The sequence below is a fragment of the Paenibacillus sp. QJM3NY_38 genome, from assembly GCF_056173265.1.
This window is the reverse complement of the sequence record NZ_CM149665.1, coordinates 578,239-605,099: the sequence shown is the minus strand read 5'-3', so window position 1 is coordinate 605,099 and position 26,861 is coordinate 578,239. Positions and strand designations below refer to the sequence as shown.

Sequence of the window (26,861 nt, the reverse complement as noted above, 5' to 3'; positions counted from 1 at the left end):
CTACAACATCTGTCAGAGATAATTGACAGCACCAAAAAAGAGCCGATCCAAGATGACATCTTGGTCGGCTCTTCGTATCGATCAAACGAGGGTACACCTTATTGGTTCAGCAGGAACTCTTCTCCGGCAATACCTGGGGATGTCATATGATAAGGGTCCAGAATGACCTGGATCTGTTCCTCTGTCAAAAGACCCTGCTCCAGAATAATCTCCCTGATGCTTTGGCCTGTCTTCTGCGCTTCCTTCACGAGTCTGGAGGCTACGTCATAACCCAGATGCGGGTTCAATGCCGTAATAATGCCGTAGCTGTTATCCACGAAGTACTTGCAGCGTTCCTTATTCGCCGTAAGATCGACCATCAGATTCTTGTAGAACACATCCATGCCGTTCTTCAGGATTTTGAGGGAATGCATCAAGTTGTTCGCTGCGACAGGAACCATGACGTTAAGCTCGAATTGCCCGGCTTCGCATGCCAAACTGATCGTATGGTCATTGCCGATAACCTGGAACGACACCTGGTTCATGACCTCGGCCATCACCGGATTGACCTTGCCCGGCATAATCGACGAACCCGGTTGTCTTGCAGGTACGTTCAATTCGTTCAAGCCCGCTCTCGGGCCGGAAGCCATCAAGCGGATATCGTTGCACATTTTCGAGAAGTTCACGGCACACACTTTGAGCGCAGCCGACAATTCCATATACGCATCGGTATTTTGGGTGGCATCGACCAAATCTTCAGCTTGCTTCAAGGAGAAGCCTGTCTGCTCAATTAAATGCTGGACGACACTGTGCATATAGTCCGGTGTTGCATTAAGCCCCGTACCCACCGCGGTCGCCCCCATATTAACGACTAACAAGCCTTGCGCGGCCCGCTCGATCCGGTTGATGTCACGAGTCAGAACATTGGCATAAGCCCCGAACTCTTGTCCGAGTCGAATCGGTACCGCATCCTGCAGATGCGTGCGCCCCATCTTGATGACATCATCAAATTCCTTGGCCTTCTCCTGAATGCCGGCAACCAAGGTCCGGAACACCTCAAGCAAATCCTGTGTCAGACGGTAAGACGCGATTCGGATCGCCGTCGGAATGGCATCGTTCGTGGACTGCGACATATTAACATGATTATTAGGATTGCAGTAGAAATACTCGGCCTTCTGTTTCCCCAAAATCTCCAGCGCTCGGTTCGCTAATACCTCATTCATATTCATATTGATCGAAGTGCCTGCTCCGCCCTGAATGGAATCGACAATGAATTCGGAACGGAGATTGCCCGCGATGATCTCGTCTGCCGCCTCTATTATGGCACTGCCTATCTTTTTCGGCAGCAGGCCAAGCTCCATGTTCGCCAGGGCTGCGGCTTTCTTAACTTCGCCCAGTGCAGATATCAATTCTGCATGGATGGGTACCCCGCTGATCGGAAAATTCTCTACCGCCCTAACCGTATTAATTCCGTAATAGGCTTCCACAGGAAGCTGTTTTTCCCCCAGAAAATCTTTTTCAATTCGATACTGCATATCCATGGACAACATCACCATCGCCTTTTGATTATTTTGTATCATGCTTGTCACCTGTTATCATCCAGCTTGCCCGGATATATACAGAATTCTGCCTTCCCACTTGAAATCCTCTATAGCTTACGCGTTTTGTTAGAGAATATTGAATAATATGTGCGAATGCGCAAAAAAAAGAGGCCTTACCTAAGTATAATTACCCAGAAAAGCCCCCCCTTACCCCATCGTGATGATTCTGTCTGTAGCCCATGATGGGGACACACCTGAACTAGAAGACGGCGGTCTTCCTATGCGGAGGGAAACCTACCGAGATGACGGCCCCTCCCTCCGTTCGATTCCCTGCCGTGATCAGACCTCCGCAGCGCTCCACAATGGCCCGAGCAATGGCCAGACCCAGACCGGACTCCCCATTCTTGCCCTTCACAAACCGGTGGAACAAATACGGCAGCAGTTCCTCGGATATGCCTTCGCCATCATCGGAAACGGTGAGGAATACCCGGCTATTTTGGATTCCGGCTTGAATGTATATATGCTTGCTCGCGTGCCTTGCTCCATTCGAAACGATGTTCAGCAGCGCTTGCAGCAGCTTATCCCGGTCAGCATACACCATTAACGATTCGTTATCGCCATAGGAAAGATGCACGAACAGTCCTTTTTTCACCAAGACCGGATTGACTCTTTCGATCGCTTCCTCCACCAGCTCCTTCAAATTGACCGCTGTTGCCTTAAAGATATCATCCTCGCTGTCCAGCTTCGCGAGCAGCGTCATCTCGGTCACGATATTGGTCATGCGGCTGCTCTCACTCATAATGATATCCAGCCCTTTGCGGATCTCCTCCCCTTCGAATACCCCGTCCCGAATTCCCTCCGCATACCCGGAGATGGACATAAGCGGCGACTTCAGCTCGTGGGATGCGTTCTGGAAGAATTGCTTCTGCACATGATTGTACCGCTCCAGCTCACCCGCCATTTCGTACACGGACTCTGCAACTACGCCGATCTCTCCGCTTGCCGACACCCGCTGAACTTCGGAGAACTGACGCTCTTTCACCTTCTTCAATTCCTCCCGCAGCAGCATGAGCGGCTTAATCAATCTCTTGGTGATGAACAAGCTTAAGATAACCATGATTACGCCTCCCACAGCAAATACGAGCATCAAACGCCCCATCAGCGCCTGCTCAATGGCCTTAATCTTGCTGATCGGAGTGATCAGTGTCATCGTCCCTTGAGGAACCGCCGTCACCTCGGTGAGGAATTGACCACTCCCCGCTGCGGATGAGTATGAAGCCACAAAGTCCGGACGAATCGCCTGACTTACCATGGATTGTGCGGAGGGAGTTACCGGACTCGAGCTGACCACATTCCCTTCGTTATCCTGGATGATTACGCCTACCTCCATAACCTGTGCCGAGGTCAAGCCGCTAACGGCCAAAGGCGCACTCTCGATAGGAATGCTCTGGGCGGCGGCAGTTTCGAGTTTAGCCGTCAGCTCAGCCCCTATGGTCTGCATGTCCTTTCTCTGCGTCCCGATAAAATGGTCCATCAGCACATAATGAATCACAACCGCCGTCACGGAAAGTACGAGTATTAACGACAAGGCAAACGCAAGATTGATCTGATGCACCAGCTTCATATCGATGATTCCTCCCCATCCACTCTCATTCGGTAACCATGCCCCCAGATGGCCTCGATCGGCAGCTGCTCCACCTTCTTGCGAAGCCGTTTAATGAGATGATCGACCGCACGGTCGCTTCCAAAATAGTCTTCGCCCCATACGGAGGTTAGCAGCTCATCCCTTGTAAACGCACGGTTCGGATGCTCGGCAAACACTTTCAGCATCTCGAATTCTTTGTTGGTCATATCCACTTCTTCCCCATCCCAGAACACGCGCCGCTCCTCGAGCATTAACTGAAGGCGTCCGTTGCTGAGCTCCGGAGAAGCCGCCGCAAGCCGCGGAACACGCTCCTCATGATGGAATTTGTACCATCGGTTCAGCTGTCGCTTGATTCGGGCAACCAACTCGCGGGGACTGAAGGGCTTGACCATGTAGTCATCGCTTCCCAGCTCAAGCCCCAGTATTTTATCCACTTCGCTATCCTTGGCAGAGATCATAATGATCGGGACCTCGGCCTCTGCACGGATCCGTCGGCACAATTCGAAGCCGTCCATACCGGGCAGCATAATATCCAGCACCCACATATCCGGCGGATTCGTTCTCCACATCTCCCAGCCCTCCTCTGCCGTGCCAAGGCCAACCGTCTTGTAGCCCTCCTTGCGCAAATAAGCTTCCACCAAATTTCGTATATGCTGATCATCGTCAACCACGGCGATGAGATAATTTTGGTTCATATATATAGACCTCCGGGCTTCATCTCCTCTCAGTATACCAAGCTGTAGGAAGATGAAGGGGATTGCCATTATTTTTCCACAAATACACCAATGTTCTGCCAATGCTGACTCGTACACTGGGTACTGTAAGACAAACCAACCCCACAAGGAGTGTTAATCGATGAAACACAAACTGTTTGGCAAGCTCGCCCTGTCCGCCGCCCTGCTTGGAACCGCAGCCGTCCCCGTACATGCATCAGGAGCTGACACAAGTGATGTACCAAAACAACCAGGCAAAAGCGCACCTATACAAGCCGCCACTACCATCTCCATTCTGCCGAACCCGCTGGAATTGGCAGAGAGATATGCACCGGAAACGGTACAGGATTGGAAAGAAACGCTTGAGAAGTACGGCAAGCTTGCCGGAGCCGAGGGAACCTTCTTCTTCTCGGAGGCTGCAGCTGTCGATGGAGACAACGGTGATGCACATCCGGTTACGGGAGATGGCGAATTCGGAATTACAATTGCCGTAGAGGCTACTCCGGCTGTTGATATCAACGAGTCCCCGGGCAGCGGGGATATCAAGGAATTCAAAGCGATCCAGATCAAGGAGTTTACTCCACTAGAAGGTACGGCAATAGAAGTAGCCGAAGCTGTTAAAACCGATCCTGGCATAGTGAAACACGACGTGATCCATAGCGAGGCAGCAGGTATGGAGGCAGTGAAGCTCAGCGATGCAGCAAATTTGGAAGGAGTAAAAATCAGCGATGAAGATCTGGCTTTCATCCATGCCAGAATCGACCTCTTCAAAGCCGTAGGTTCCAAGGACTCGGATGCCATTAAAGAAGCATTGGCGAAGCTGCTGGACCAATACAAGGAACAGATCGCTAAGCTGGAAGCTGAAGCGAAGTAAACTTATACGTCAGCAGCAGCTAGCATCGGTCGGCGAAAGCCAATCGTACTTAACAGAAAAACAAGCCCTGCCGGTGCCGCGGCAGGGCTTGTTTTGGCATAGACTTACGTTTTTTTGGCCATTGCCTTCATCAGCTTCATGGCCGAGCGCACGCGCGGCTTCTTTAAATGCTCCTCAACATAACGGTAATCCGTCAGAATTACCTTGGCATCCCGCAGTCCGTAAGCAAAATCGTCATCGAACAGCAGCCGGTACTCCCACACCCGCTTCTCCCAATGCGGGATATTCGCCAGCATCCATTCATCTTCCGCTCCGGGATGGACGTAGGTTTCACTGACTCCTTCAGGGAGTCTGTACAGCTTATCAATCAGCGATTGCTTGAAGCTCTCGTAGGTCTCTCCCTCAACAACGGGAAACGGATGAGAGAGCAGATAATCCGGGATCGGCACGCCAAACGTGTCAGCAAGGCCTGAAGCGAGCGCGACCGGACGCTCGATATTCGGCAGCGAGCTGAGCAGCGGATCCTCCGGGTAGATATAGCGGAATAGTCGCGCGGGGAGGCGCCAACGCGAAGTCTTCCACAGCATCTGCGGAATGAGGCTTCGCCCCGTTTCCATCCCGTACAGGCTGCCCATGTGATTATCCACATGGCTGATGCGGATGCCGGCCTTGCTCGCCAGCCTATACTGCGCCTCCAACTCTTTTAGCACGGCACCCGTCTCTGCCCCTCGTTCAAACTCCTGAACGGTCCGGTATTGATGGCCGCTGGCATCATGAAGGGAGGAATGCCCTGTTAAGCTGCTCCATCGCAGAGCCTCAAATTCGCTCGTCATGGTGAGGTGCAGCCCCACATTCGGTTGGCGTCGGCGTGCCGCCCAGGAGGCCGCCTCTTCAAAGCCGGGAGCCACGGTCATAATGGTTGCCGAAGAGACTTTGTTCTCCTCCAGCAGATGCCGGATCGCCTCATTCATGGCCTTGCTCTGCCCGAAATCGTCACAGTTGATGATCAGTCTTCGCTCCATGGTCGTGCCCGCCTCCTATGGTTTTTGAGAATTCGATTTTGGTGGCAAACGATAACAGGAAGGAAATCACCAGCAAACACAATGGAACGACACTAATCAAATACCTGAAGGTCAATTCCGGATCGCTCCCCGGATTGTCACCGCTTTCATACCCGAATATCATGCCTACCACAAAAAATGCCAGGGCAGAGATCAATCCGCTGGAACGCGTAATAAATCCGCTGACAGCCGTATAGATCCCCTCTCTGCGCAGCCCCGTCCGCTCCGCATCTTCGTCGATAATGTTGCCGCTAACCATGGCCGGCGTTACCAGAAATCCCGCAAGACCGAATCCTACGCCAATGCCTGCCAGAATCCCGCTGATCAGATCATAGCCAAACCACAGAGGGATAACGGATAACCCATATACCCCTAGCGACAAACGCCATGCCTTAACGCCGTCCATCCGGCGGATCATCCAGTACCAGACGAATACCAGCGGAATGACCGATACAAACACGGCTGCCAGCAGAATAGATACTTGATTATCCGGGATATTGAGCACATATTTTGCGTAAAAAGGGATCGTCGAGCTTATTAGTCCATTTACCGTTTGGGCGAATGAATTGGAGATGTTAAACACCCAGAACTTCTTGTTGCGCAAGGTTTCGCGGAATGCTTGGACGAGCTTGAGCGGCTCGCTGGCGCTGTACGCCTCCTGCTCCCGCACGCTCATCATGCAGAGGAACATAAACACGCCGAACAGCAGCGCGTACAGAATTGCCATACTCGAAAAACCCATGGCGTCATAAATAATCGGGGTCAGCGCGGTACCGATCAATAACGCCACAACCTGGTAGCCCTGCTGGATGGCCGAGGCTTTCGCCCGGATGCGGTCTCCGCGGAACAGCTCAGGGAACAGCGCTCCGTAATTGACCCATAATACGGTCGCTACCGCTTCATACAGGATAAGGGCAACTAAGAACCACATGAACAGTCCGTTCTCAGACAATCCTTCCGGCGGCGAGAACACCAGCACGAAGGTCAGCATAAACAGCGGAATGGCGCCGAATACCCACGGCCTGCGCCGCCCCAGCCGGGTCTTCGTACGGTCGGACCAATACCCCATCAGCGGATTGTTAACCGCATCCCAGATCAGGAATACGGTTCGTGCCAGGGATGCCAGCCCTATGCCAAGACCCAATGTATCCACGTAGAAAAAGATGTAAAAGGAACTGAACGCCTGGCTCGGAACCATCATGGCAAACATGCCAAGCGAATATGAATACGGCGAATTCACCCAACTGCGCTTCATCCGTTTCCCTCCATCCGTCATGGACGATTTTGTTGTACAGTATTCTGCGCATGGCACGAATATACCTGCTCCTGCCGGGGTTAGAGGGATTTCCATAATTGAGCTATGGCAAGCAGCCATACTGTGACTTCTACGATGGCGTGATCTTCCGAAGGGGTCAATGCCATGGAATCCCTCAAATCCCCATTCCCCCGCTTTACATTAACGACTAAGAAGCCCGGCGTTATCCGCCAGGCTTCTTGTTTACATTTCTTATTGAAGAACGATTTTGATTGCCTTGCCGATCGGCGGCAGGCTCTTGGTGAGCACCGGACTGTAGTAACCGATAATCTCTGCATCATCAGCCAAATCGCTTGCTTTCAGGGTTTTTCCGTCTTTATTCACGACAACCGTCTCAGGCGTCAAATTTAGGACCACTTCATTCGGCGATTGTTCCGTTAATCCCTTACCCTTAATCGTTACGCGCAGGCTGCCACCATCCGCATTGATGTCTGTGATGGCACCGGCTGTAGCGAGCTGCTCCGTCTCTTCCTTGTCCGACTTCACGCTGATTTCATAAGCATAGGTCTGCGGAGGCAGGCTCATGGTCATCGCCAGGCTGTGAACGGCTTCAATCTTCATCCCTTTCGCAAGATCCTTAAACTCGATCCCCTTGCCTTCTTCATCGCGGATAACGGTGTTCTGATCCACGTTCAGAACGATTCCTTCCGTTCCCGTTCCGTTTATGTGAATGGCTTGGCGATCTTCGTTATTGATAATTTCGGTGATTTTGCCAGTGACGGTTTCCTTCTTCACTTCTTCTTCGGACGAAATGCTCACTTTCGTGCCATCGGCTGAGACGTTAGCATGGAGCACTTCGCTGAAGAAGTTAGCCGGAACATAGAGGGTGCCCTTCACATTCGCCGGCGCAGCGCCGAGAGACTTATACATTTTGTTAACCGCATACTGGTCTTTGCCCGTTTGCACGAGAGTCCAGATCGGGGATCCCGGTTTAGTCAGCTCCGCAGATCGGTCCTGTTGATTCCAACCCAGTTCAAATCCGAGCGCCTCGGATACACTCCGCAGCGGAATCATGACCTGCTTCGCATCGGCGTTCATATAACCGGTGCCAGCCACTTCCTTACCGTTAACCAGAACACCATAATCCATTACAGCCGAAATTACGACCGGTTTCTGTTCCTGGCTGCCTCCAGTCAGGGGTGCTGCAGAAGCCGCTGCGCCACCGGAGACAGCGATGGCCGCAACCATCAGTGTCGCTGCTTGCTTCTTCCATTGTTTGTTCATGCTCATCATCCTTTCTAGGTGCCTTAAATTATCATGTACTACTATACTGACGGGTGTATTTGCCAAATGTTGCAATGAATTGATAAGTGAATGTGGAAGATAGCACGCAAAAAGGCCGTTCCGGGTTAGACTTATCAAGTCTTCCGAAACGGCCTCTATTATCTGACTTAGCGATGGATAAACAGTGGGTCAACAAAGCTTCTGCAGTATTCCTCCGCTATCTGCTCCGCGCTGTATCCCATATCACGCATGTATAGAATGATATCCGCGCGCGGCAGAGATGCGAGCATCACAGAGGTAAACTGAGGGTCAAGCGGCATCAGTACTCCCTGCTCCGCCGCACGCTCCAGCAGGCGCTTGATCTGAAACCGCAAAAACGTGAAGGGCGGGTTCTCACACATAATGTTCTTGGTGTCCTCCAGCCGGTCAGAGGTCAGCATTACCCTTAGCCACTCCAAGTCTTCATTGAAATGCAGAATGACCTTGGTCATCACCGTTCGCAGCCGATGAGCCACCGGTTCACCTTCGCTGCTCTGAAGGTAAACCTCCAGCCCCTCCATAAACCGATCGATCTTGGCTTCCATCAGCGTAAAGCAAATCTTGCTCTTGCTGGGGTAACGGCGGTACAAGGTGCCTTGCCCGATCCCGGCCGTTTTTGCCACTTGATGCATGGAGACGTCCTCGACTCCGTATTTATTAAATAAAGCCTGAGCCGTATCCAAAATCTTTTGACCCAACTCGTCATACTCTTTCGGCAATGCACGCATCCCTTTCTAATTTGAACACACGGGAACCTTATGCAGCAGACTGTTCTTCTTCAACGGGTGAAGTTGTGCGTTTAACAAATAACCCCAGTACTAAGGCGATGATTGCAAGAACAAGTCCGATTACGAAAGCATTATGAAGACCGGCAACCATGCTCTCTACCGGATTGAGATCCCCGGTTGTTTCAACGTAATTTTTAGCACCTGCTGTCATGATGCTGATAAAGAGCGCCATACCTACGGCTCCTGCTACCTGCTGCAGTGTATTCATGATGGCTGTTCCATGCGGATACAGCAAGCGCGGCAACTGATTCAAGGCTGTAGTCTGGGCCGGCATCATAACCATCGAAATCCCTATCATCATCATAACATGAAGGAAGATAACATAACCACCGGTCCATGAAGCGTCGATGCGCGAAAACAGGAAAATAGCGATACTCAAGAGAGCAAGACCAGGGATAATCAGAACCCTCGGTCCGAATTTATCGAACAGCTTCCCTGTAATCGGCGCCATCAATCCGTTGATGATACCACCAGGCATCATGACCAGGCCTGCCGCAAGCGCAGTTAAGCCCAGTGCGTTCTGCAGGAACAAAGGCAGCATGATCATGGTGGAGAACATGCTCATCATCAGTACCAACATTAGTACGGTCACGAGTGAGAACATCGGGAATTTGAAGGTACGCAGATCCAGCATCGGTTCCTTCATCTTCAGTTGGCGCCATACAAAGAACAGCAAGCTGATGGCCCCTGCCGCAATGCACCATATCACCTTCGGATCAGACCAGGTGCCTTCTCCGGCGCTGCTGAATCCATATACGATACCCCCGAAACCGATGGTAGACAGAATAATCGAAATATAATCGACCTTCGGCTTGGTCAGTACGGATACGTTCTTCAGGAAAACCGCAGCAAATATGATGGAGAACGCAGCCAATGGAATGACCAGATAGAACAACCAGCGCCAGTTCAGCGCGTCCACGATCAAGCCCGAAAGCGTCGGTCCGATCGCCGGGGCCGTCATGATGACAAGACCGATCATGCCCATGGCAGCTCCGCGATTCTGAGGCGGATAAATACTAAGTATGGTGTTCATCAGAACCGGCAGCATGAGCCCCGTTCCGACCGCTTGCAGGATACGCCCTACCAGCAGCACCCCGAATACCGGTGAGAAGCCGCAAATAATCGTACCTATAAGAAATAGCGTCATAGCGCCTATAAACATCTGTCTTGTCGTGAACCACAGCTGCAGCAGCGCCGTGACCGGCACCAGAATACCGACAACCAGCATATAGGATGTTGAAAGCCACTGAACCGTCGACTCTCCAATACCAAACTGCTCCATCAAGCTTGGGAAAGCGATGTTCAGCAGTGTCTCATTCAAGATGGAAACGAACGCGCCGATAATCAGTGCGGCAACAATCGGCCCTCTCTTTATTTTGCTTAAATCAATCTTGGCCGAACTTGGCCCCACTCCCATATCCAAGACCTTATCCTCCCTTATCTCTGTATACGGACAATTGTCCGGTAATGCGTTTTTTATTCTAACGGACAATTGTCCGCAGGTCAACTGAAAATTTTCATTAAATTTTCAAATTCGGCAATCCGAATGAAGTCCGCCGCATTGTCCGCTAGTATAAGCAGCAGAAACACGCAGGATATCAGGTATTTAGCCCATTATTAAAAACAGGACCTGCCCCCGCTCCACGACCAAGGACAGATCCTTTGATACATACACCTGCCGACTTCAGGGACCGTCAACGGGCGTTTCCCCTAACCTTATAAATGCAAGCGACGCTTTGTACATGTCATCTCAGCAAGCGCATCAGTTTTCTGGAGCGTTACGCGTTCAGCGCAATCTTCTCCTTGTATACTCTGGCCCAGCCCTCCAAATTGTTCGTAACGATCAAGAGCTCAGGGTATTGGGCAAGAGATGTCAGTACATCCTCATCGTCCGGCGTCCAGACAATGAGCTGGATACCCCGATTGCGCGCCTCCTCCATAAATGAAGGAGTCACGTACACATATTTGACGGACACATAACGAGCCCCGATCTTCTCCAGATATGGGAACACCGATGGCGTAGCTCCATATATCACAAGGCCCAGCTCAATGTCAGGATCCAGGGAGCGTGCCCGTTCAATGGAATAATGATCGAAGGAGGTGAGGAACACCTGCTTCTCCATGCCCGTATCCTTAATCACGTCAATGACCTTCTGTTCCAGGCCGGGGTAGGTATCCCCCATCTGTTTCAGCTCAATGTCAACGATCATCCGATCCTTTGCAAAACGCAGTGCTTCCTCCAGCGTGGGAATCACTTCTCCTGAACCTGCATCCAGCTTGCGTATTTCCTCCAGCGTGAAGTCATTAATTGGCCCTGTTCCGTTGGTCGTCCGGTTTACCGTCGCATCATGAATCACAACAGGCACGCCGTCCTTCGTCAGCTGGACATCCAGCTCCAGGTGCGAGAAGCCAAGCTCCAATGCTTTCTGAAAGCCCAGCATCGTGTTCTCCGGGTATTTCAGCGGATACCCTCTATGAGCCAATCCACGTACTTCCATGTGCAATTCCTCCATATCTAGTCGATTGATGGCCTCGATCACGCCAGTATCTTACGGTAACGGACTGACTTACGTAATCGGGGTGCTATTTATAGCTCTATAGGACTGTTCGCCATGAACTTTCCGATCCCTTCTGTCTGCAGCAGATCATAACCTTCGGGAGAATACAGAGAGACGGCATAGCGGTGCATCCTTGCCCACCGTTTCCATGCCGTCTTGAATACCGCATCATTCGGTTATGATGTTATTTAAACGTTGAATTCGCCATCGCGGCCACAATATGCTTCTGCATGACCGTAAAGACCAGCACGATCGGGATAATCGCCATGACGCTGGACGCCATAATGACATTGAAAAACATCGCTTCATTGCCGGCAATGGAATCCCGCAGCATCGCAATACCTACCGTAAGCACGCGCATGTCGTTGTTGTTGGTCATGATCAGCGGCCAGAAATACGAGTTCCAGGACGAGATGAAGATCAGCACGCCCATGGTGACGATCGTCGGCATCGCCATCGGGAACAACAGCCTGTAAAGAATGGAGAACCGACCGGCTCCATCCACGCGTGCCGCTTCCAGCACGTCGTTGTTAATCGATTTGAACGCCTGCCTGAGCAGGAATATCGCATAGGCGGACGCCCCGTGAGGTACGATAAGCGCCCAGAAGGTGTTCAGCCAATCGAGCTTGGACATCATGACGTACACGGGAACGAAAATCACCTGCTCCGGCACGATCAACGCGGCAAGCACTAACAGAAACAGCGCGTCCCGTCCCCAGAACTTCCCCTTCGCGAATGCATAAGCGGCCATGAGCGCCACGTTCAGCTGCAGAATAATGGTGCCGACCGCCATGAGCAAGGTATTGCCGAAGAACCGGGCGTAAGGGATAACCCGGAAGGCTTCGGCAAAGTTCTGCCAGGCAAAGGTTTCCGGCCAGAATGTAGGAACGGCCATCCGCATCTCGGACTGCGTCTTGAGCGCGCTGACCAGCAGCCAGTACACCGGAAAGAACATGACGAGGGTCACGATCACGGCTCCGATCACGCGGAGCGTCATCATGGCTTTCCGGTTCTTGGCGGATCCAGCCATATAATTATCCTTCATAGTGCACCTTCTTCCTGCTGACCACCCATTGTACCAATGTTAACAGCAATATGATTACAAACAGAATCATGACAAGCGCCGAGGCTCTTCCTGTTTTGAATTCATCAAAGGCCATCGTATAAATCCAGTACACAATCGCATTCGTTGCCTTGAGCGGACCGCCGCCCGTCATGACGTCGATCGACTGGAACACCTGCATGGAGGAGATAAAGCTGGTGATGACCAAAAACAGGGTCATAGGCGACAAGAGCGGCAGCGTAATGTTGCGGAACTGCCGCAGCTTGCTGGCTCCATCAATCGAAGCTGCCTCATAATACTCGGCCGGAATCCCGCGCATGCCTGCAATAAAGAGGATCATCGCAAAGCCGACGCCCTTCCAGACCGAAACGGCAACCAGCGCCGGCAGTGCCGTCGAAGGGTTGGTCAGCCATTCGACCGGCTCCATGCCGAACCAGGAAACAATGGAATTCAATAGCCCGTATTGTCCATTGTAAATCCATGTAAATACCATGGCCGCGACAACCATCGAGATGTAATAGGGCATAAAAATGACGCCGCGCATGAATCCGAACAACCGTGACGACGACACGTTGAGCAGCAACGCCAGCAGCAGTCCGATGACAAGCGTGAATACAACGTCCATCACGGTATACAAGAACGTGACCTTCAAGGAGTGATAGAAATCCGAGTTCGACAGCAAGCGCGTATAGTTATCGACGCCTACGAACTTCTTCACGGGCCGCGTCATGTTCCAGTTCGTAAAGCTAATGTACACGGAATAGCCTAGGGGATAATACAAAAACACGCCCATGAATAACAACGCCGGAACCGCGAACGAAAAGTCCTTCCACTTCTCGATCAACGTATGAGACATCCGTTTAGAGACCGAAGCGGTCGCCCGATTGGACGCCGCCTTTGTCACTTGTTTATTGGTCTCCATAGGCATCACTCATAGTCAGCCAGAATATCGTTGATCTTCTTGGCTGCATCCTGCATAAGTGGTGTCGGATCTTTTTTGTTCAGCACCATTTCCCCTACGACTTCTTTGTAAACTTCGCTGAATTCAGGGTAAGCCGGGTGCTGCAGGCGCGGCGTTACTTCGTCGAAATGCTCGTATACCGCTCTGTATTGCGGCCATCTTTCGAAATATTGATTGCCTTCCTCAGACTCGATTGCGGATTTTCTTGTCGGCAGGTATCCAACGGATTCAGCCCACTTAATGTTTTGCTCCGCCGAAGTCATGAACTCGATAAATTTCCAAGCCGCTTCTTTCTCCAGATCCTCGGCACCGTCCATCATGACGATCCCCGCGCCGCCAATGTTGGAGGTCCGCACTTTATCGCCAGGGATAAAGGATACGCCAACCTCAAAGTCCGCATTCTCGCGGTACATCTTGAGCAAAGCCGATGAATGCTGAACCATGGCGATCTCGCCGCCCAGGAACATTTGACGCATATTATCGGACGCGCCTTTCCCGAAGCCCATATGCATGTGGCCTTCATTTTGCCATTTGTAGAAGTTCTGAAGATAACGAAGCGACTCTTCATTCTCAACGGCCGAAGCACTCAGGTCCTCGGTCAGGATTTGTCCGCCGCCGTTAATGTTCCACGGATCGTAATACCACGTATCCCAGCCTGGAACGGAGAAGGCATAACGCGTCGTTTTGTCGCCTTCTTTTTTCGTTACCTTCGCATTAAAGTCATCGATCTCATCCCACTTCTGCGGCGGCTCTACACCCAGCTCGTCCAGCATCGTTTTGTTGTATACAAACACACTGGTACTAACGATCAGAGGGAACCCATATTGCTTGCCATTGTATGCATAGGCATTCAGCATCCCTTTGGCGAAATCGTCCATCTTCACTTCATCGCGCTTAATCCATGGGCCCAAATCAGAGAACACACCGCTGTCCGCAAAGTTAGGCAGGGACGCGACCTCAACATTCGTTACAGCCGGCACGTCATTCGCAGCCACTGCAGCCGATAGTTTTTTGTGAAGATCAGGATAGCCGCCCTGGAACACCGGCTCTACCGTAATATGCGGATACTTCTTCTGGAATTCTGCGATCATGTAGTTCAAGCCTTCCAGTTGAGCATCCGCGTGGGCATGCCAGTACTGGATTTTGACAGGTGTTGTATCATTCTTCATATCCATCGAAGCGGCTTCCACATCGTCGAGCGAAACCTCTCCTCCGGCACTTTCACTTCCACCGCCGCCTCCGCAAGCCGTGGTAATAACCATAAATATGGTCAGTAACATTAACAACCATGATTTCTTTTTCATAGATGATCAATTGTCCCCTTTCGAATCTACTCATCATTCATCTTCATCACTGCTGTCTATCCACTTCAACCCGTCTACCCCTTAAAAAGCGCACAAAAATAGAGACGTCAAAAAGAGCGCAACCTAAGAGCCACCACCTCCTATAAAAGCTAAAGTAGCTGCTACTCGGGTTATCTCATCGTCTCCACCCCTAGCAAATATGTAATTATAGTTAATCCATCACCGTACAGGGAACCTTACGTCCAAAAACGCGTATCTCCTGTAGATACGAGGTCTGCACCGTTTTCCAGCGCCTCATCGATTTCTTCCTCGCTTCGTAAAAAACCTCCCACAATAAGCGGACAGTGAATTTCCTTCTTCAGGTCGCGGATTACGCGGGGCATGAGTCCCGGCATTAATTCCACCTCATCCGGACGGGCTTGTCCGATCATTTTCACTGCGGTCCTTAAAGCTGTCGTATCAATGGCAAACACTCGCTGTATTGAGCTAATGCCCGCTTGGCGCGAAGCCAATACCGTATTCGTCTTCGTCGTAATGATCCCGTCGATCTTGTACGAATCGGCCAAATACTGCACCGCCGAATTATCCCGGCCAATGCCGCTTACCATCTCCAGATGAACAAACACTTTTTTGCCTGAGGAGTGAAGTCGATTCACGATATCCCTGAGTTTCAAGATATCGCCTGTCATCAGGTTCACCCGTTCCACCGTGCTGTTCACAGCCGCATCGATCTGTTCCAGCTTGGTAATCGAAGCGATTACGGGAAGACGCCGTGTCCTTTGTTCTGCCATAAGTGCGTGTCCCCCTTTTACCGAACACTCTTATGGTAAGGCGATAGGATCATGAGAGTATTAACGATATGTAAAATCTGTGTTAACGGCACTCATCAAGGCTTCGATACATCATGTATGCGCTTACCATTCAGTTAACAGATTCTGCTATGTCCCCTGGTTTGGTGGATTCCCCCCTAGACTTAGGATCATTCGGTTCAGCGAAGATCAGGATAGCGCTTTCAGAATAGCTTGCAAAGCTATTTAATATCTATCATAGAGGAATGATTTAGCCGTAGTCTATAGCGAATTTTGTATTATTTTGTCGAATTTAAAAGAATATCAATTCAATGTAACAAATATCATGGCGAAACCCCCGATTCTATGATAGCGCTACCACTCAAAGAGCCTGCGATCACTATCTGCAGATTTCGTGTGAAATGACTGCTCTTACTTGTTCCGAAGCTGTAATCGTCCGTCCTATTGGCACAACTGCACAGCTGGGGTGGATGCTCATTGGAAAACGGAATATGCTGCAGGCCGTCTTGAAAAAGCTAGGCCTGCAGCTTGCCGTGAGATTAAACCTCATACGGTATTTAGTTACTTCAGATAATACCGCCGCTTACCTCTCGAAGCGTGTAATGACGGACATCGGTATGAGAAAAGAAGTCAAAGACTCGTCGGAAAACGCGCTGTGCTCGGCGCCTCGAATGCTTATAAAAACAAGGGCCTTATTTGCTGAGGAGATGCACAATCATCTTAAGGGTTTCTGCCCTTGATGCCGTTCTGTCCGGACGGAAGGTATCGTCGCTGTAACCGTTCACGAAGCCTAATTGGACCGCCTTCAGAATCGGCTCTCTGGACCAGTCCCGTATCTCGTTCGCATCCTTAAAAGAAAGTACATCCTCGTATCCAGCCAGCGGGCCATGCACATACTCGTAAGCACGGATTATCATCGCAGCCAGTTCCGCACGGCTAATGGGACCTTGTGGATCAAAGATGCCGTCATTCCGTCCGCTGACGATGCCGGAAGAATAAGCCGCTGCCACATCGGCGGAATACCACCTATCCCCGCGAACGTCCCTGAATTGAGGAGAGACCAGGGCGGGCTCCAGTTGAAGGGATCGAACAAGTATGGAGGTCACCTCTGCACGACTGATTGGGCGCTCGGGCGCGAAGGTCGTATCCGAGGTTCCCTTCACCAAGGAAGCCGTCGCCGCCCCCTCAATATAAGGCGCTGCCCAGTGATCCTCCGGCACATCCGTGAACGTCATCTCGTATTCCAGCGCTTCATAAACAGCCTTCGCAATCTCTTGCACCACAGGATTTCCGATAGCCTGGGCTTCATCAAAACTGCTGGTCGTCGTGACCTCGGTCAGTACCGAAATCGCGATTTCCCTGCCGGGCAGTAGAAAATATCCGGCATCATGAGTCACATTGGCATTCTCCCCGGTTTTATGGGCAATCGGCGCATCGGGCAGAGCCGCACCGAACTTGGTGTCCACCTCCTGGGCTTTCATCCAGTCGATGATCTGATCACGAGAGTTATCCGACAAGAATTCGCCTGAATGAATGCTGGCAAGCAGATGGACCAAATCCTCCGCATTAATATAGTTGTCCTGCTCCGGCGTAGGGGCAGCCGCGAACATTTTGCGCCCCAGATGCATGACATCAAGGCCGAGTTCATCCATCAGGGCCTGGACCTTATTCAATCCAACCACGTCAATCAGTACGTTCGTAGCCGTATTATCCGACTGGGTGATCATCAGCCTTGCCAATCGTTCTATGGTTACATCCTGCGGAAAGTTTTCCTTTTGCAAGGAGCCTGTTCCGCCAACTACATCTTCCTGCTCAACTTTCACCTTCTGTTCCAAGGTTAACCTGCCGGCGTCCACTTCCTTCATCAAAGCCGATACAAGGGCCATCTTGATGGTGCTCGCAGGCATATAGGATTGGCGAGATCCCAGGAGCAGCTCCCGGTCGTCAGGCTTACCGCTTAGATCCTTCAAGCCTACGGATACCCTAATTCCCTTTTCTTCGGCTTCTTGAATGATGGGATTTACGACTAACGACAAGGCCGGCCATGCGTCCGCCGATACGGATTCAGCCGGCGTATCCAGCAAGAAGTTATACACCCCCTTGGCCGCGCGCTGGACAACCGGGTTGCCCAGTTCCTGGGCTTTGCCCGCATCCTCCGGCTTGGTGACTTTGGTTAATACCGTGACGGCAACCTCGCGTCCGGGTACGAGAAAATATCCGATGTCATGGCTCACATCGCCCAGTTCCCCCGTTTTGTGGGCAATCGGCTTGCCGGGCAGAGCTGCGCCGAATTTGGTCTTCACTTCCTGCGCCTTCATCCAGGCCAGGATCTGATCCCGCGATTGGGCGGATACGATCTCACCAGCATAGATTCTCTCCAGGAGCGTCAGCAACTCCTCCCCGTTGACATAATTATCAGCAGCAGGGGATTTTGCGGGCGTCATCATTTTCCGGCCCAGCTGCATGGTTTCAAATCCCTGTTCATCTATTAAAGTATTAATACGCTCGAACCCAAGGAGATCAATCAGGGCATTGGTTGCCGTATTATCGGATTGCGTAATCATCAGCCCCGCTAAACGCTCGATCGTGATCTCCTGAGGGAACTTTCCATCCTTGAGCGTACCGGCTCCGCCTACAACCTGCTCCGGTTTAACCTGGACGGTTTGCTCCAGCGCGTATTTCCCTGCTTCAATATCCTGCATCAGTGCTGTTACGATGGCCATTTTGATGGTGCTGGCCGCATAGTAAACATTCGATGATCCCGCCTGAATCTTCCCTCCGCCATATGTACCGCTAAGATCCTGGACTCCGACGTACAGCTCGATTCCGTCTTCCGCTGCGGCTTTCACAATGGGCTGGAGAACGGATTCCAACCGGCTCAGGTTGCCGCTTTGTCCCCCGGCTGCCCAAGCTCGGGGGACTTGCCCCAAGGAGACAAACCAAGTCGTCGTTATTAGGATAATGGCAAGCGTGCTTTTGAAAAAAACTCCGGTTAATCTGGACATGCCGAATCACTCCTCATCGACTTAAATGTTAACTATATTAACACAAAAAACATAATATTGAGGATTATTATATATTAATGTAAATAATATTAACACTACTTAAATATATTTAATGGAATTATATTAATAATTTCGATTTTGAGTCAGATATAATAACATGTAAATCTATAAACAAACAAAACCCGAATTCCGGAAAACAGAATTCGGGTCGGGAAAGATAGAGAGCTTATGGCTATTCGAATAACGGAACCTTCGGATCCTTCCCGTTACAGTGAACCAGCATCGCATGCAGTTGTCCTCGATGGTGATACAGATGGGCGACGATTTCAAGCAGCCATTCATACCTTGAATAGGTGACGCCCCAGTAGGAAGTCGTCTCTTGATGGAGCTCTTCTTCCGTCATGTCTCTGAATGCCTGCTCCAAATGTGAATAGCTGCTTAACAATTCGGCCTGTATATCCTTCAGGTTATTTAACGACACGCCCTCATAATAAGCGTCCATCTCCTCTTGCGTGGCCCCGCCCGATATGTAAAAATCAGCCCGGCAGATCACTGCAATATGCTTGAGCAGCTCTCCAACGGAATGCTTGTCTTCTGTCGGTTGAACGAGCAAATCCGATTCATCCAGCCTGTCGATAATCGCAACAACAGAGATGACAGCCACCTCGATTTGATGCAATGCATATGTACAATAGGAATTCATAGGTTCTCTCCAATCTAGAATGTATAAAACACGAATAGGTTCAAACTCGCTTCATCATTATAGAACATACGTTCCTAATATTTCAACAAAAAACAACCTGATCTTAAAAGCTAAGAGACAGGTTGTTACGCCATACATCGTATGACCGATCAGCCAACGAGATGAAATCCGGTTGCATTCTCAAGAACTGACGCCGCAACCGGTTTTTTCTCCAGACTTAAGTGCAGCATTGTCTGATTTAATTTCTTCATGGGTGTTGTCGCTCTCTTCTCGTTGCTAGATATAATCGTCCTTTATCGCGCCGTCCCGCTGATCCGGAATTTTCTCGGCGTCATCCCCGTAAAATTCTTGAATAATTGCGTATAATAACTCTGGCTGCAGAACTTGAACGTAAACGCGATTTCCGATATCGACTGATTCGTGTTGGCCAGCAAATGCTTGGACTCCTCAATCTTCCGCCGATTAATAAAGGTTGTAATGGGTACACCCGTCTCCCGCTTAAAACGGTCGGATAAGTAGCTCGGGTGGACTTTCAAATACTCCGCAACCCTCTGCAGGGACAGTTCCTCGAAAATATGCTCCCGGATGTAATAGATCGCCAGGTTCACAATGTGAGAGTACGACACGTCTTCCTTCTCGGAGCGAATCATCGACACAAACTGCACCAGCATCTCATATTCAAAATGAACCAGCCGCTCCACATCGGTCATTTTCTCAATTTCAAGGATCATCGTATCACTTAAATGAAAGGCAATCTCAGGGTCTACGCCGCCTTTGATGATCGCCCGGGTAAATAAGGTACAGGACGCAATCAGGGCATTCTTCTTCGACCGAAGCGGATACGTCGCAAGCACAGCCGCTTCCAGCTCGTTAATCTTACGAAGCATATCCATGGCTCTATTCTCATCGCCGAAGCGGATCGCTTCCAGCAGTTCGTGCTCATAATCAAACGGGGGATGGATAAAATTCTCGCGCAAATAATGCATACGGGAGGACAGATAAAACGGACGGTTTCCCGAGCGTGAAGGCCCTTTCATTATTTCCACACCACCTAAAAATATTGATAAAAACCTTGATATTTTAGTATAAGATAACCCCGATTGGCTCTAAAATTCAAGCATAACCTTGCTAGGAAGGAAGTGTAGAACATGACCTGGAATATATCAAATCCTGATTTGTCGCAGCAAGCCCTGCTGAATATGGAAAGTATTTTTGCACTTGGAAACGGTTACTTGGGTGTACGCGGCAATTTCGAAGAAGGCTACGGAGAGAGCATGTCCACCATCCGTGGTACCTATCTGAACGCTTTCCACGACGTGATTGAAATCCCTTACGGCGAGAAGCTCTTCGCCTTTCCTGATACACAGCAAAAACTCGTTAACAATATTGATGCCCAAACGGTCCTGATCTATCTAGGCGACGAAAAAGAACCTTTCCGCCTCGATCATGGAACGATCACTGCCCAGGAACGCCGCTTGCATATGGACAAGGGGTATTCGGAGCGAATCGTACAGTGGAAATCGCCCGAGGGCAAAGAGATCAAGCTGACCTTCCGCCGTCTGGTGTCCTTCGCGCACCGGGAGCTGTTCGCCATCGACGTACGAATCGAGCCGGTCAATTTCAACGGCCAGGTTCGCATACTTTCCACCGTGAACGGCAAGGTGAAGAACTACACCAATGCCAACGATCCCCGGGTAGGCGCAGGGCATGCGGAACGAATGACCGTCATCGATGCCGGTGTGAAGGGCAGCGATGCCTATGTCGTTGATGAGACGATGGCGTCCAAGCTGCGTGCCGCTTGCGTGACCCGTCACCGCTTGAATGACGATGCGGACATTAGGCTCGAAGCCGGAACCGGAGAGGTTACCTTCACGGCTGTCCTTCCATTGACCGGACCGATCCAGTTTACGAAATACAATCTGTATACCGACAGTCTTCGTCATGGGCAAGACATGATCGAGCGCGGCATTCAGCTGCAGGAGGAGTTGAAGGATACTACGTTCGAGGACTTGCTTGCCGAGCAGACCGAGTATCTGAACACCTACTGGAAATCGGCCGATGTGGTGATTCAGAACGATGACCAACTGCAAGAAGGTATCCGTTTCAATCTATTCCAGCTGCTGCAATCCGCCGGTCGGGACAAGCACAGCAACATTTCCGCCAAAGGACTGAGCGGCGAAGGGTATGAAGGCCATTATTTCTGGGACACGGAGATATACATGTTCCCTGTATTTCTAATGACGCAGCCGGACATTGCGCGCCAGCTGCTGCTGTATCGCTATTCCACGCTGGAGCAGGCGAGAGACAGAGCCCGGGAAATGGGGCACCGGCAAGGCGCACTGTTCCCGTGGCGCACGATCTCGGGAACGGAATGCTCCTCCTTCTTCCCTTCGGGAACGGCGCAATACCATATCAGCGCAGATATCGCCTACAGCTATATTCAGTATTATCTCGCCGAGCAGGACCGGGATTTTCTCTTGTCCTACGGGGCCGAGGTGCTGATCGAAACCGCCCGCCTTTGGGCCGACATCGGGCACTATTATAACGGGGCCTTCCATATTGATGAGGTTACGGGGCCGGATGAATATACCTGCTGCGTGAATAACAACTATTACACCAACGTCATGGCAAAGCATAACCTGAAGTGGGCTGCCAAGAGCTGCTCCATTCTGGAATCTTACGATCCTCAAGGCTTCAAATCCCTGTGTGACCGGCTTGGCGTAACCACGGTTGAAATTTCGGCTTGGGCGAAAGCGGCGGACGCCATGCTGCTCCCGTATGATGAAGCACTCGGCATTAACCCGCAGGACGATACGTTCCTCCGCAAAGCGGTATGGGATTTCGAGAACACGCCGGAGGACAAATATCCGCTGCTGCTGAACTACCATCCGCTCACCATTTACCGTTACCAAGTGTGCAAACAGGCGGATACGGTGCTCGCCCACTTCCTGCTGGAAGACGAGCAAAGCTTGGAAACGATTCAGCGTTCGTATGACTACTATGAAGGCATCACGACGCATGATTCGTCGCTGTCCTCCTGCATCTTCAGCATCATGGCCTCGAAGATCGGGAATATGGACAAGGCGTATGAGTATTTCATCGAGACAGCACGCCTGGACCTGGACAACACGCACGGCAACACGAAGGACGGCCTGCACATGGCCAACATGGGCGGCACCTGGATGTCGATCGTCTACGGTTTTGCCGGCATGCGCCTGAAGGAAAACGGACTTTCCCTCTCCCCGGCCATTCCGAAGGACTGGGAGAAGTATGCGTTCCGCCTGAACTTCCGCGACCGCCTCATCGGCGTATCCATCGAGAAGGAAGGCATCACCTTGGAGATCGTCGAAGGCGAATCCATCGAGATCAAACTGTACGACGAGGTGGTAACGCTTGAAGCCGGGAAACCTGTGAAACATTCATTGCAGAGCAAATAACGATGTTTAGGCATTAGGTGCTTGCCCTCCCTACGCGCAGGGCAACGCCGCCCGGTTTACGAGGAATACGATCGATCGACACATTTCCCGACAAGTTTTCTACGAAAACAGACTGCGATAAACCGTCATTTTTCTTGCGATATCCGGAAGGTCCCTGTTTCGGGTTTATACTTTCCGATATCTCAAAAAGGAGCTATAAGATATGAATGAAACACGCAAGCTGAAGGCTGTCATCTTTGACTTGGACGGCGTCATTACCGATACCGCGGAGTACCATTATCAGGCATGGAAAGCCACCGCAACCGAGCTGGGCATTCCCTTCACGAGAGAGTTCAACGAGAATCTCAAAGGCGTATCCCGCATGGATTCCCTGAAGCTCCTGTTAAGTCAGGCGGAGACGCCTGTAAACTATTCCGATGAAGAGCTGGTACAGCTGGCCGACCGCAAAAACAAGCTGTACGTCGAGCTGATCGAAACGATCACGCCAGCTGACCTGCTGCCCGGCATTACGGAGTTTGTGGGAGACATCCGGTCGACCGGCCTGAAGACCGGCATCGCGTCCGCCAGCAAGAACGCTATTGCAGTGCTCACACGGCTTGGCGTCATGGACCAGTTCGACGTGATTGTCGACGTGACCAAGCTGAAGAACAACAAGCCGGACCCGGAGATCTTCCTCACCGCTGCCGCACAGCTCGGCGTGGAGCCTGCCGACTGCATCGGGGTGGAGGATGCCGCCTCCGGCGTTGATGCCATCAAGGGCGCCGGCATGTTCGCCGTCGCAATCGGCAACGCCGCGCATTTCCCGCATGCGGATGTCGTGCTGTCCAGCACGGCGGAGCTAAATTTCCGTGAGCTGGCGCAGAAATTCGAAGGTTGATAAAGAAATTGTAAGGGCGCTCCTAAGGGATCGCCCTTTTTCGTATGTCCCCCCATTTTTTGCAACCACCCGAGATCTTCGATAGACTGTAGTTGGTAGTGAGTACAGTAACTGAGTGCAGTAACTTTCCGGTATGTAAGCATGAGCATCATATCGAGAATACGATAAAGGGGACTTTTCATGGAACAGGCTGTCTTGGATCAAGGGGCCGAACGATTCGGCCGAGGTTCTTATTCGCTGAAGTTGCTTGGGGGATTCGATCAGAATGTATTTGAATACAACGGCGAAGACGGACGCCGATTCATTATTAAATTTTTGGACGCGTCCAAATACCGCAAAGCCTCGATCATTCGCGAGCTGACGTGGATGGCCTATCTAGCCGAGCAGGGTCTGAACATGGCGGTGTCCATTCGATCTACACAGGATCTTCTTATTGAAGAGGTAATCCACGATTCCAAGCGATACCATGTCATTGCCTTTACGAAGGCTCCCGGCGGCCCGTTAACGGATGTAACATCGGATTTTGCGATAATCAAGCAGTGGGGACGCGGGATGGGCCGTATGCATAAGCTCGGCAAAAAAGACACCACCGCTTCGTCACTCGTGCACCGTATGGCGTTTCCCCAATGGAATGATCATGTGATTTTTACCGATGCGTTCCCGGAGGCCGCAGGTGAAAGAGTCCATACGCAGTGGAAACAGTATCTTAAGGAATTGGAGTCCCTCCCGCAGGACGAGGAAGGCTACGGCATCGTCCACAATGACCTCCACCATCACAACTTTCACGTACATAACGGGGAGATTATCTTTTTTGATTTTGGGGATGTCTCGTACCATTGGTTCGCCTACGATATCGCCATCGCTATCTATCATGCGGTTCAGACGGTTCCGGAAAACTGGAAAGCCGAGTTTGTGGCCCGATTCTTCGATTCGTTTTTATCCGGCTACCTTCAAGAGAATACGCTGAGTGAAGATTGGATCGAGCGAATTCCATTTTTCATCGACTTCCGCAATATCTACTCCTTTGTCTATTTCTCCAAATTCGTAAATTGGAATGGGATGGATGAACGCTCCAGGAAGTATCTGTTGGCGATGAAAGCGGATATTGAGGAAGGCAAATCCGTTGTAAAGCTGTCTATTTAATAAGAGAAGGAAGATTGCTCTGCCATGAAACCAAGATCCAAACCTCTCCGCAGACTCTTATATATGGGCCTGGGGCTGCTCCTTTCATCCATCCTTCTATACCTGCTGTTCCTTCGCCCCACGCCCATCAAGGTGGGTGGATTTACATCCTTTACAGATGAAAATACCATGATCTTTGAAGTGATCAATAAAGGATTCGCCGATGTGGAACTGCTGGACGTGCGGGTGAATAATGGCATGAAGCCTGCCAAGTCCGAGCTGGGCGTCAGTTATTCCCTTCATCTGGTCGGCGGCGGAGGCCTTGATGAAGATCCCGATATCGAATTCGTCGATATTGGGGAGGTGCCGTTAAAGCCCGAGCTCTTGCCGGACGGGAAGAGAGCCGCGCTCAATCAAGGTTCGCGCATTCCGCTTAATTACGGCGTCCGTCTTTATAACGATGAGCCCATCACCCAAATTGAAGTGAAATATAGGTATTGGGGGATCACTTTTACGAGAGAGATGCCGATGGGGCGATTTTTCAATAAGCCTTAATACTCAAAGATATGTTTGCTTTTGGAAGTAAATAAGTAAACCAAAGCCTCTATCCGTGTCGGATAGAGGCTAATATGATAACAACTCCTCAAATTAAGATGACACAACACAATTATTCAAAAAATCCCGCAGTGCAGCCTCCATATCAGGCTCCCCATCGTCTTCGAGCCATGAATCCTGAAGAACAAGATAACGGCAGGCGCTGCTCTGCAAATAGCTGTAGATGATTTGTGCAGCGTCGATATCTTCCCGGGTAACCTCGGCAGCATCACATTCCGTATCCCTCGTGAAATAGCTGAGAATCAAGGCTTTGACCCTCCGCCTCAACGATTCAATTTCCACTGTTGCAGCCACAGAGCATCGCTCGCTGTGCAGCACAACGTTCCTCTTAATCAGGAATAACTTAATCGTATCTTCGTCTAGATACTCGTAGACAACGATGCTGTGATTCTCTTCGGCGAACTCGATCACATCCCGTTTACTTAAGAGCAGGTTCACCGCCTCCATGCCGTCCCTGTATTTTGCAGCCTGTTCAAAATCGAAACGCGCTGCGGCGCCCCGCATGTTTCGCTCCATCTCATCATATAAACGTCGGTCGTCCCCTTGAAGCAGAGCAATGAATCGATCCATGATTTCATCAAATTGCCGCGCGCTTTCGCCGCCAAGACATTTGCCAAGGCAGAGGCCAATCGAATAATTCAAGCAGGGAGTATTTGCCGAAGAAGCGGCAGGTGTATGATTGCAGGCGATTTTACAGCATTCCTTAACCTTCTGCACTGCATGTTCAAGACTATGTCTACTGGCTGTATAGGGGCCGAAAAAACGAGATCGGTCAGGGCCGCCTTCATCCAGTGTATCCGTAAATTCCAGCCATCGCCAATCTCGCTTTTGCCGCAATACGATATAACTATAACCTAGCGGATTTTTCATCTTGCGGTTATACATCGGCTTTATGTCCTGAATAAGCCTGCATTCCAGCATGAACGCCTCAAACTCCGTGTCGGTGACGATATGCTCCAGGTCTTTGACATGCTGAACCAGCCTCTTCACTTTTGGGGAGTGCGATTTATTGTTGTAAAAATACGATTGTACTCTCTTCTTGAGACTTTTGGATTTGCCAACGTAAATGACCGTTCCCCGCGAATCTCTCATGAGATATACGCCCGGCGACAGCGGCAGCTCTTGTATTTTTGTTTTCATTTTTAACTGTCGATCCTCTCAACGAATCTATCAAATATGGCGTTTTCGTTCACTTCCAAGATACCATATGCACACCAAAAAGCACCAC

Annotated in this window: 22 protein-coding genes; 5 read left to right on the top strand and 17 right to left on the bottom strand. The window is 50.8% G+C overall.

The window, feature by feature from the left end; translation table 11 throughout:
- Positions 1 to 98: 98 nt before the first annotated feature.
- The 3 genes from aspA to AC0VZ8_RS02660 all read right to left on the bottom strand — a co-directional run bounded on the left by aspA (position 99) and on the right by AC0VZ8_RS02660 (position 3,860).
- Positions 99 to 1,559: an aspartate ammonia-lyase gene (gene aspA, locus AC0VZ8_RS02670; protein ID WP_235613212.1), complete on the bottom strand. Its 1,461-nt coding sequence runs from the start codon at positions 1,557 to 1,559 to the stop codon at positions 99 to 101.
- A 220-nt stretch (positions 1,560 to 1,779) separates the two neighbouring features.
- Positions 1,780 to 3,144 carry a sensor histidine kinase gene (locus AC0VZ8_RS02665; protein ID WP_071222266.1) on the bottom strand — a complete coding sequence of 455 codons (1,365 nt, stop codon included), beginning with the start codon at positions 3,142 to 3,144 and terminating at the stop codon, positions 1,780 to 1,782.
- Entirely contained in the window at positions 3,141 to 3,860 is a 720-nt protein-coding gene (locus tag AC0VZ8_RS02660; RefSeq protein ID WP_071222267.1) for a response regulator transcription factor, read from the bottom strand. Before AC0VZ8_RS02660 ends, AC0VZ8_RS02665 begins: the two co-directional genes overlap by 4 nt.
- A 160-nt stretch (positions 3,861 to 4,020) precedes the next feature.
- Between AC0VZ8_RS02660 and AC0VZ8_RS02655 the strand changes: the two genes are divergently transcribed.
- Positions 4,021 to 4,752: a hypothetical protein gene (locus AC0VZ8_RS02655; protein WP_475485976.1), complete on the top strand. Its 732-nt coding sequence runs from the start codon at positions 4,021 to 4,023 to the stop codon at positions 4,750 to 4,752.
- Between the two features lie 104 nt (positions 4,753 to 4,856).
- Here the strand turns inward: AC0VZ8_RS02655 and AC0VZ8_RS02650 are convergent, their stop codons facing one another.
- From AC0VZ8_RS02650 to AC0VZ8_RS02590, 13 genes are all read right to left on the bottom strand, one after another.
- On the bottom strand, positions 4,857 to 5,774 hold the full coding sequence (locus AC0VZ8_RS02650) for a polysaccharide deacetylase family protein (protein ID WP_113059328.1): 918 nt from the start codon (positions 5,772 to 5,774) through the stop codon (positions 4,857 to 4,859).
- Positions 5,746 to 7,068, bottom strand: coding sequence for an MFS transporter (locus AC0VZ8_RS02645; protein ID WP_071222270.1), 1,323 nt, complete (start codon positions 7,066 to 7,068; stop codon positions 5,746 to 5,748). The genes AC0VZ8_RS02650 and AC0VZ8_RS02645 overlap by 29 nt, the downstream gene beginning before the upstream one ends.
- Before the next feature lie 252 nt (positions 7,069 to 7,320).
- Complete coding sequence (locus AC0VZ8_RS02640) at positions 7,321 to 8,352, bottom strand: copper amine oxidase N-terminal domain-containing protein (protein ID WP_475485975.1); 1,032 nt, start codon at positions 8,350 to 8,352, stop codon at positions 7,321 to 7,323.
- Between the two features lie 167 nt (positions 8,353 to 8,519).
- Entirely contained in the window at positions 8,520 to 9,119 is a 600-nt protein-coding gene (locus AC0VZ8_RS02635; RefSeq protein WP_397376681.1) for a TetR/AcrR family transcriptional regulator, read from the bottom strand.
- Positions 9,120 to 9,147: 28 nt separating this feature from the next.
- Entirely contained in the window at positions 9,148 to 10,596 is a 1,449-nt protein-coding gene (locus AC0VZ8_RS02630) for an MDR family MFS transporter (RefSeq protein ID WP_374198255.1), read from the bottom strand.
- Positions 10,597 to 10,957: 361 nt separating this feature from the next.
- Positions 10,958 to 11,677 (bottom strand): glycerophosphodiester phosphodiesterase, encoded by a 720-nt coding sequence (locus tag AC0VZ8_RS02625; protein ID WP_475485974.1) that lies wholly within the window; start codon positions 11,675 to 11,677, stop codon positions 10,958 to 10,960.
- 244 nt (positions 11,678 to 11,921) lie between these two features.
- Complete coding sequence (locus AC0VZ8_RS02620) at positions 11,922 to 12,782, bottom strand: carbohydrate ABC transporter permease (RefSeq protein WP_475485973.1); 861 nt, start codon at positions 12,780 to 12,782, stop codon at positions 11,922 to 11,924.
- On the bottom strand, positions 12,772 to 13,728 hold the full coding sequence (locus AC0VZ8_RS02615) for a carbohydrate ABC transporter permease (protein WP_426198261.1): 957 nt from the start codon (positions 13,726 to 13,728) through the stop codon (positions 12,772 to 12,774). Before AC0VZ8_RS02615 ends, AC0VZ8_RS02620 begins: the two co-directional genes overlap by 11 nt.
- Positions 13,728 to 15,065, bottom strand: a complete 1,338-nt coding sequence (locus AC0VZ8_RS02610) for an ABC transporter substrate-binding protein (RefSeq protein ID WP_071222276.1) — start codon at positions 15,063 to 15,065, stop codon at positions 13,728 to 13,730. Before AC0VZ8_RS02610 ends, AC0VZ8_RS02615 begins: the two co-directional genes overlap by 1 nt.
- A gap of 236 nt (positions 15,066 to 15,301) precedes the next feature.
- Positions 15,302 to 15,856: a glycerol-3-phosphate responsive antiterminator gene (locus AC0VZ8_RS02605; protein ID WP_475485972.1), complete on the bottom strand. Its 555-nt coding sequence runs from the start codon at positions 15,854 to 15,856 to the stop codon at positions 15,302 to 15,304.
- A 710-nt stretch (positions 15,857 to 16,566) separates the two neighbouring features.
- Positions 16,567 to 18,879 (bottom strand): serine hydrolase, encoded by a 2,313-nt coding sequence (locus AC0VZ8_RS02600; RefSeq protein WP_475485971.1) that lies wholly within the window; start codon positions 18,877 to 18,879, stop codon positions 16,567 to 16,569.
- Between the two features lie 232 nt (positions 18,880 to 19,111).
- Positions 19,112 to 19,582 carry a DinB family protein gene (locus AC0VZ8_RS02595; RefSeq protein ID WP_475485970.1) on the bottom strand — a complete coding sequence of 157 codons (471 nt, stop codon included), beginning with the start codon at positions 19,580 to 19,582 and terminating at the stop codon, positions 19,112 to 19,114.
- 293 nt (positions 19,583 to 19,875) lie between these two features.
- Entirely contained in the window at positions 19,876 to 20,619 is a 744-nt protein-coding gene (locus tag AC0VZ8_RS02590) for a helix-turn-helix domain-containing protein (protein ID WP_071222280.1), read from the bottom strand.
- A gap of 111 nt (positions 20,620 to 20,730) precedes the next feature.
- On the opposite strand from AC0VZ8_RS02590, the gene AC0VZ8_RS02585 reads away from it, so the two are divergent.
- The 4 genes from AC0VZ8_RS02585 (at position 20,731) to AC0VZ8_RS02570 (ending at position 25,573) form a co-directional block, all read left to right on the top strand.
- Positions 20,731 to 23,019: a glycoside hydrolase family 65 protein gene (locus AC0VZ8_RS02585; protein WP_475485969.1), complete on the top strand. Its 2,289-nt coding sequence runs from the start codon at positions 20,731 to 20,733 to the stop codon at positions 23,017 to 23,019.
- Between the two features lie 202 nt (positions 23,020 to 23,221).
- Positions 23,222 to 23,896, top strand: coding sequence for a beta-phosphoglucomutase (pgmB, locus tag AC0VZ8_RS02580; RefSeq protein ID WP_475485968.1), 675 nt, complete (start codon positions 23,222 to 23,224; stop codon positions 23,894 to 23,896).
- A gap of 180 nt (positions 23,897 to 24,076) precedes the next feature.
- The gene (locus AC0VZ8_RS02575; protein WP_475485967.1) at positions 24,077 to 25,039 is read left to right on the top strand and encodes a phosphotransferase enzyme family protein; all 963 of its coding nucleotides are present in this window, start codon (positions 24,077 to 24,079) and stop codon (positions 25,037 to 25,039) included.
- Positions 25,040 to 25,063: 24 nt separating this feature from the next.
- Positions 25,064 to 25,573 (top strand): hypothetical protein, encoded by a 510-nt coding sequence (locus AC0VZ8_RS02570; protein WP_475485966.1) that lies wholly within the window; start codon positions 25,064 to 25,066, stop codon positions 25,571 to 25,573.
- Positions 25,574 to 25,666: 93 nt separating this feature from the next.
- Here the strand turns inward: AC0VZ8_RS02570 and AC0VZ8_RS02565 are convergent, their stop codons facing one another.
- Positions 25,667 to 26,773, bottom strand: a complete 1,107-nt coding sequence (locus AC0VZ8_RS02565; protein ID WP_475485965.1) for a GIY-YIG nuclease family protein — start codon at positions 26,771 to 26,773, stop codon at positions 25,667 to 25,669.
- Between the last annotated feature and the right edge of the window lie 88 nt (positions 26,774 to 26,861).

Coding starts and splice junctions, on each gene's coding strand:
- aspA (WP_235613212.1), bottom strand. CDS start 1,559: ATGATACAAAATAATCAAAAGGCGATGGTGATGTTGTCCATGGATATG.
- AC0VZ8_RS02665 (WP_071222266.1), bottom strand. CDS start 3,144: ATGAAGCTGGTGCATCAGATCAATCTTGCGTTTGCCTTGTCGTTAATA.
- AC0VZ8_RS02660 (WP_071222267.1), bottom strand. CDS start 3,860: ATGAACCAAAATTATCTCATCGCCGTGGTTGACGATGATCAGCATATA.
- AC0VZ8_RS02655 (WP_475485976.1), top strand. CDS start 4,021: ATGAAACACAAACTGTTTGGCAAGCTCGCCCTGTCCGCCGCCCTGCTT.
- AC0VZ8_RS02650 (WP_113059328.1), bottom strand. CDS start 5,774: ATGGAGCGAAGACTGATCATCAACTGTGACGATTTCGGGCAGAGCAAG.
- AC0VZ8_RS02645 (WP_071222270.1), bottom strand. CDS start 7,068: ATGAAGCGCAGTTGGGTGAATTCGCCGTATTCATATTCGCTTGGCATG.
- AC0VZ8_RS02640 (WP_475485975.1), bottom strand. CDS start 8,352: ATGAACAAACAATGGAAGAAGCAAGCAGCGACACTGATGGTTGCGGCC.
- AC0VZ8_RS02635 (WP_397376681.1), bottom strand. CDS start 9,119: ATGCGTGCATTGCCGAAAGAGTATGACGAGTTGGGTCAAAAGATTTTG.
- AC0VZ8_RS02630 (WP_374198255.1), bottom strand. CDS start 10,596: ATGGGAGTGGGGCCAAGTTCGGCCAAGATTGATTTAAGCAAAATAAAG.
- AC0VZ8_RS02625 (WP_475485974.1), bottom strand. CDS start 11,677: ATGGAAGTACGTGGATTGGCTCATAGAGGGTATCCGCTGAAATACCCG.
- AC0VZ8_RS02620 (WP_475485973.1), bottom strand. CDS start 12,782: ATGAAGGATAATTATATGGCTGGATCCGCCAAGAACCGGAAAGCCATG.
- AC0VZ8_RS02615 (WP_426198261.1), bottom strand. CDS start 13,728: ATGCCTATGGAGACCAATAAACAAGTGACAAAGGCGGCGTCCAATCGG.
- AC0VZ8_RS02610 (WP_071222276.1), bottom strand. CDS start 15,065: ATGAAAAAGAAATCATGGTTGTTAATGTTACTGACCATATTTATGGTT.
- AC0VZ8_RS02605 (WP_475485972.1), bottom strand. CDS start 15,856: ATGGCAGAACAAAGGACACGGCGTCTTCCCGTAATCGCTTCGATTACC.
- AC0VZ8_RS02600 (WP_475485971.1), bottom strand. CDS start 18,879: ATGTCCAGATTAACCGGAGTTTTTTTCAAAAGCACGCTTGCCATTATC.
- AC0VZ8_RS02595 (WP_475485970.1), bottom strand. CDS start 19,582: ATGAATTCCTATTGTACATATGCATTGCATCAAATCGAGGTGGCTGTC.
- AC0VZ8_RS02590 (WP_071222280.1), bottom strand. CDS start 20,619: ATGAAAGGGCCTTCACGCTCGGGAAACCGTCCGTTTTATCTGTCCTCC.
- AC0VZ8_RS02585 (WP_475485969.1), top strand. CDS start 20,731: ATGACCTGGAATATATCAAATCCTGATTTGTCGCAGCAAGCCCTGCTG.
- pgmB (WP_475485968.1), top strand. CDS start 23,222: ATGAATGAAACACGCAAGCTGAAGGCTGTCATCTTTGACTTGGACGGC.
- AC0VZ8_RS02575 (WP_475485967.1), top strand. CDS start 24,077: ATGGAACAGGCTGTCTTGGATCAAGGGGCCGAACGATTCGGCCGAGGT.
- AC0VZ8_RS02570 (WP_475485966.1), top strand. CDS start 25,064: ATGAAACCAAGATCCAAACCTCTCCGCAGACTCTTATATATGGGCCTG.
- AC0VZ8_RS02565 (WP_475485965.1), bottom strand. CDS start 26,773: ATGAAAACAAAAATACAAGAGCTGCCGCTGTCGCCGGGCGTATATCTC.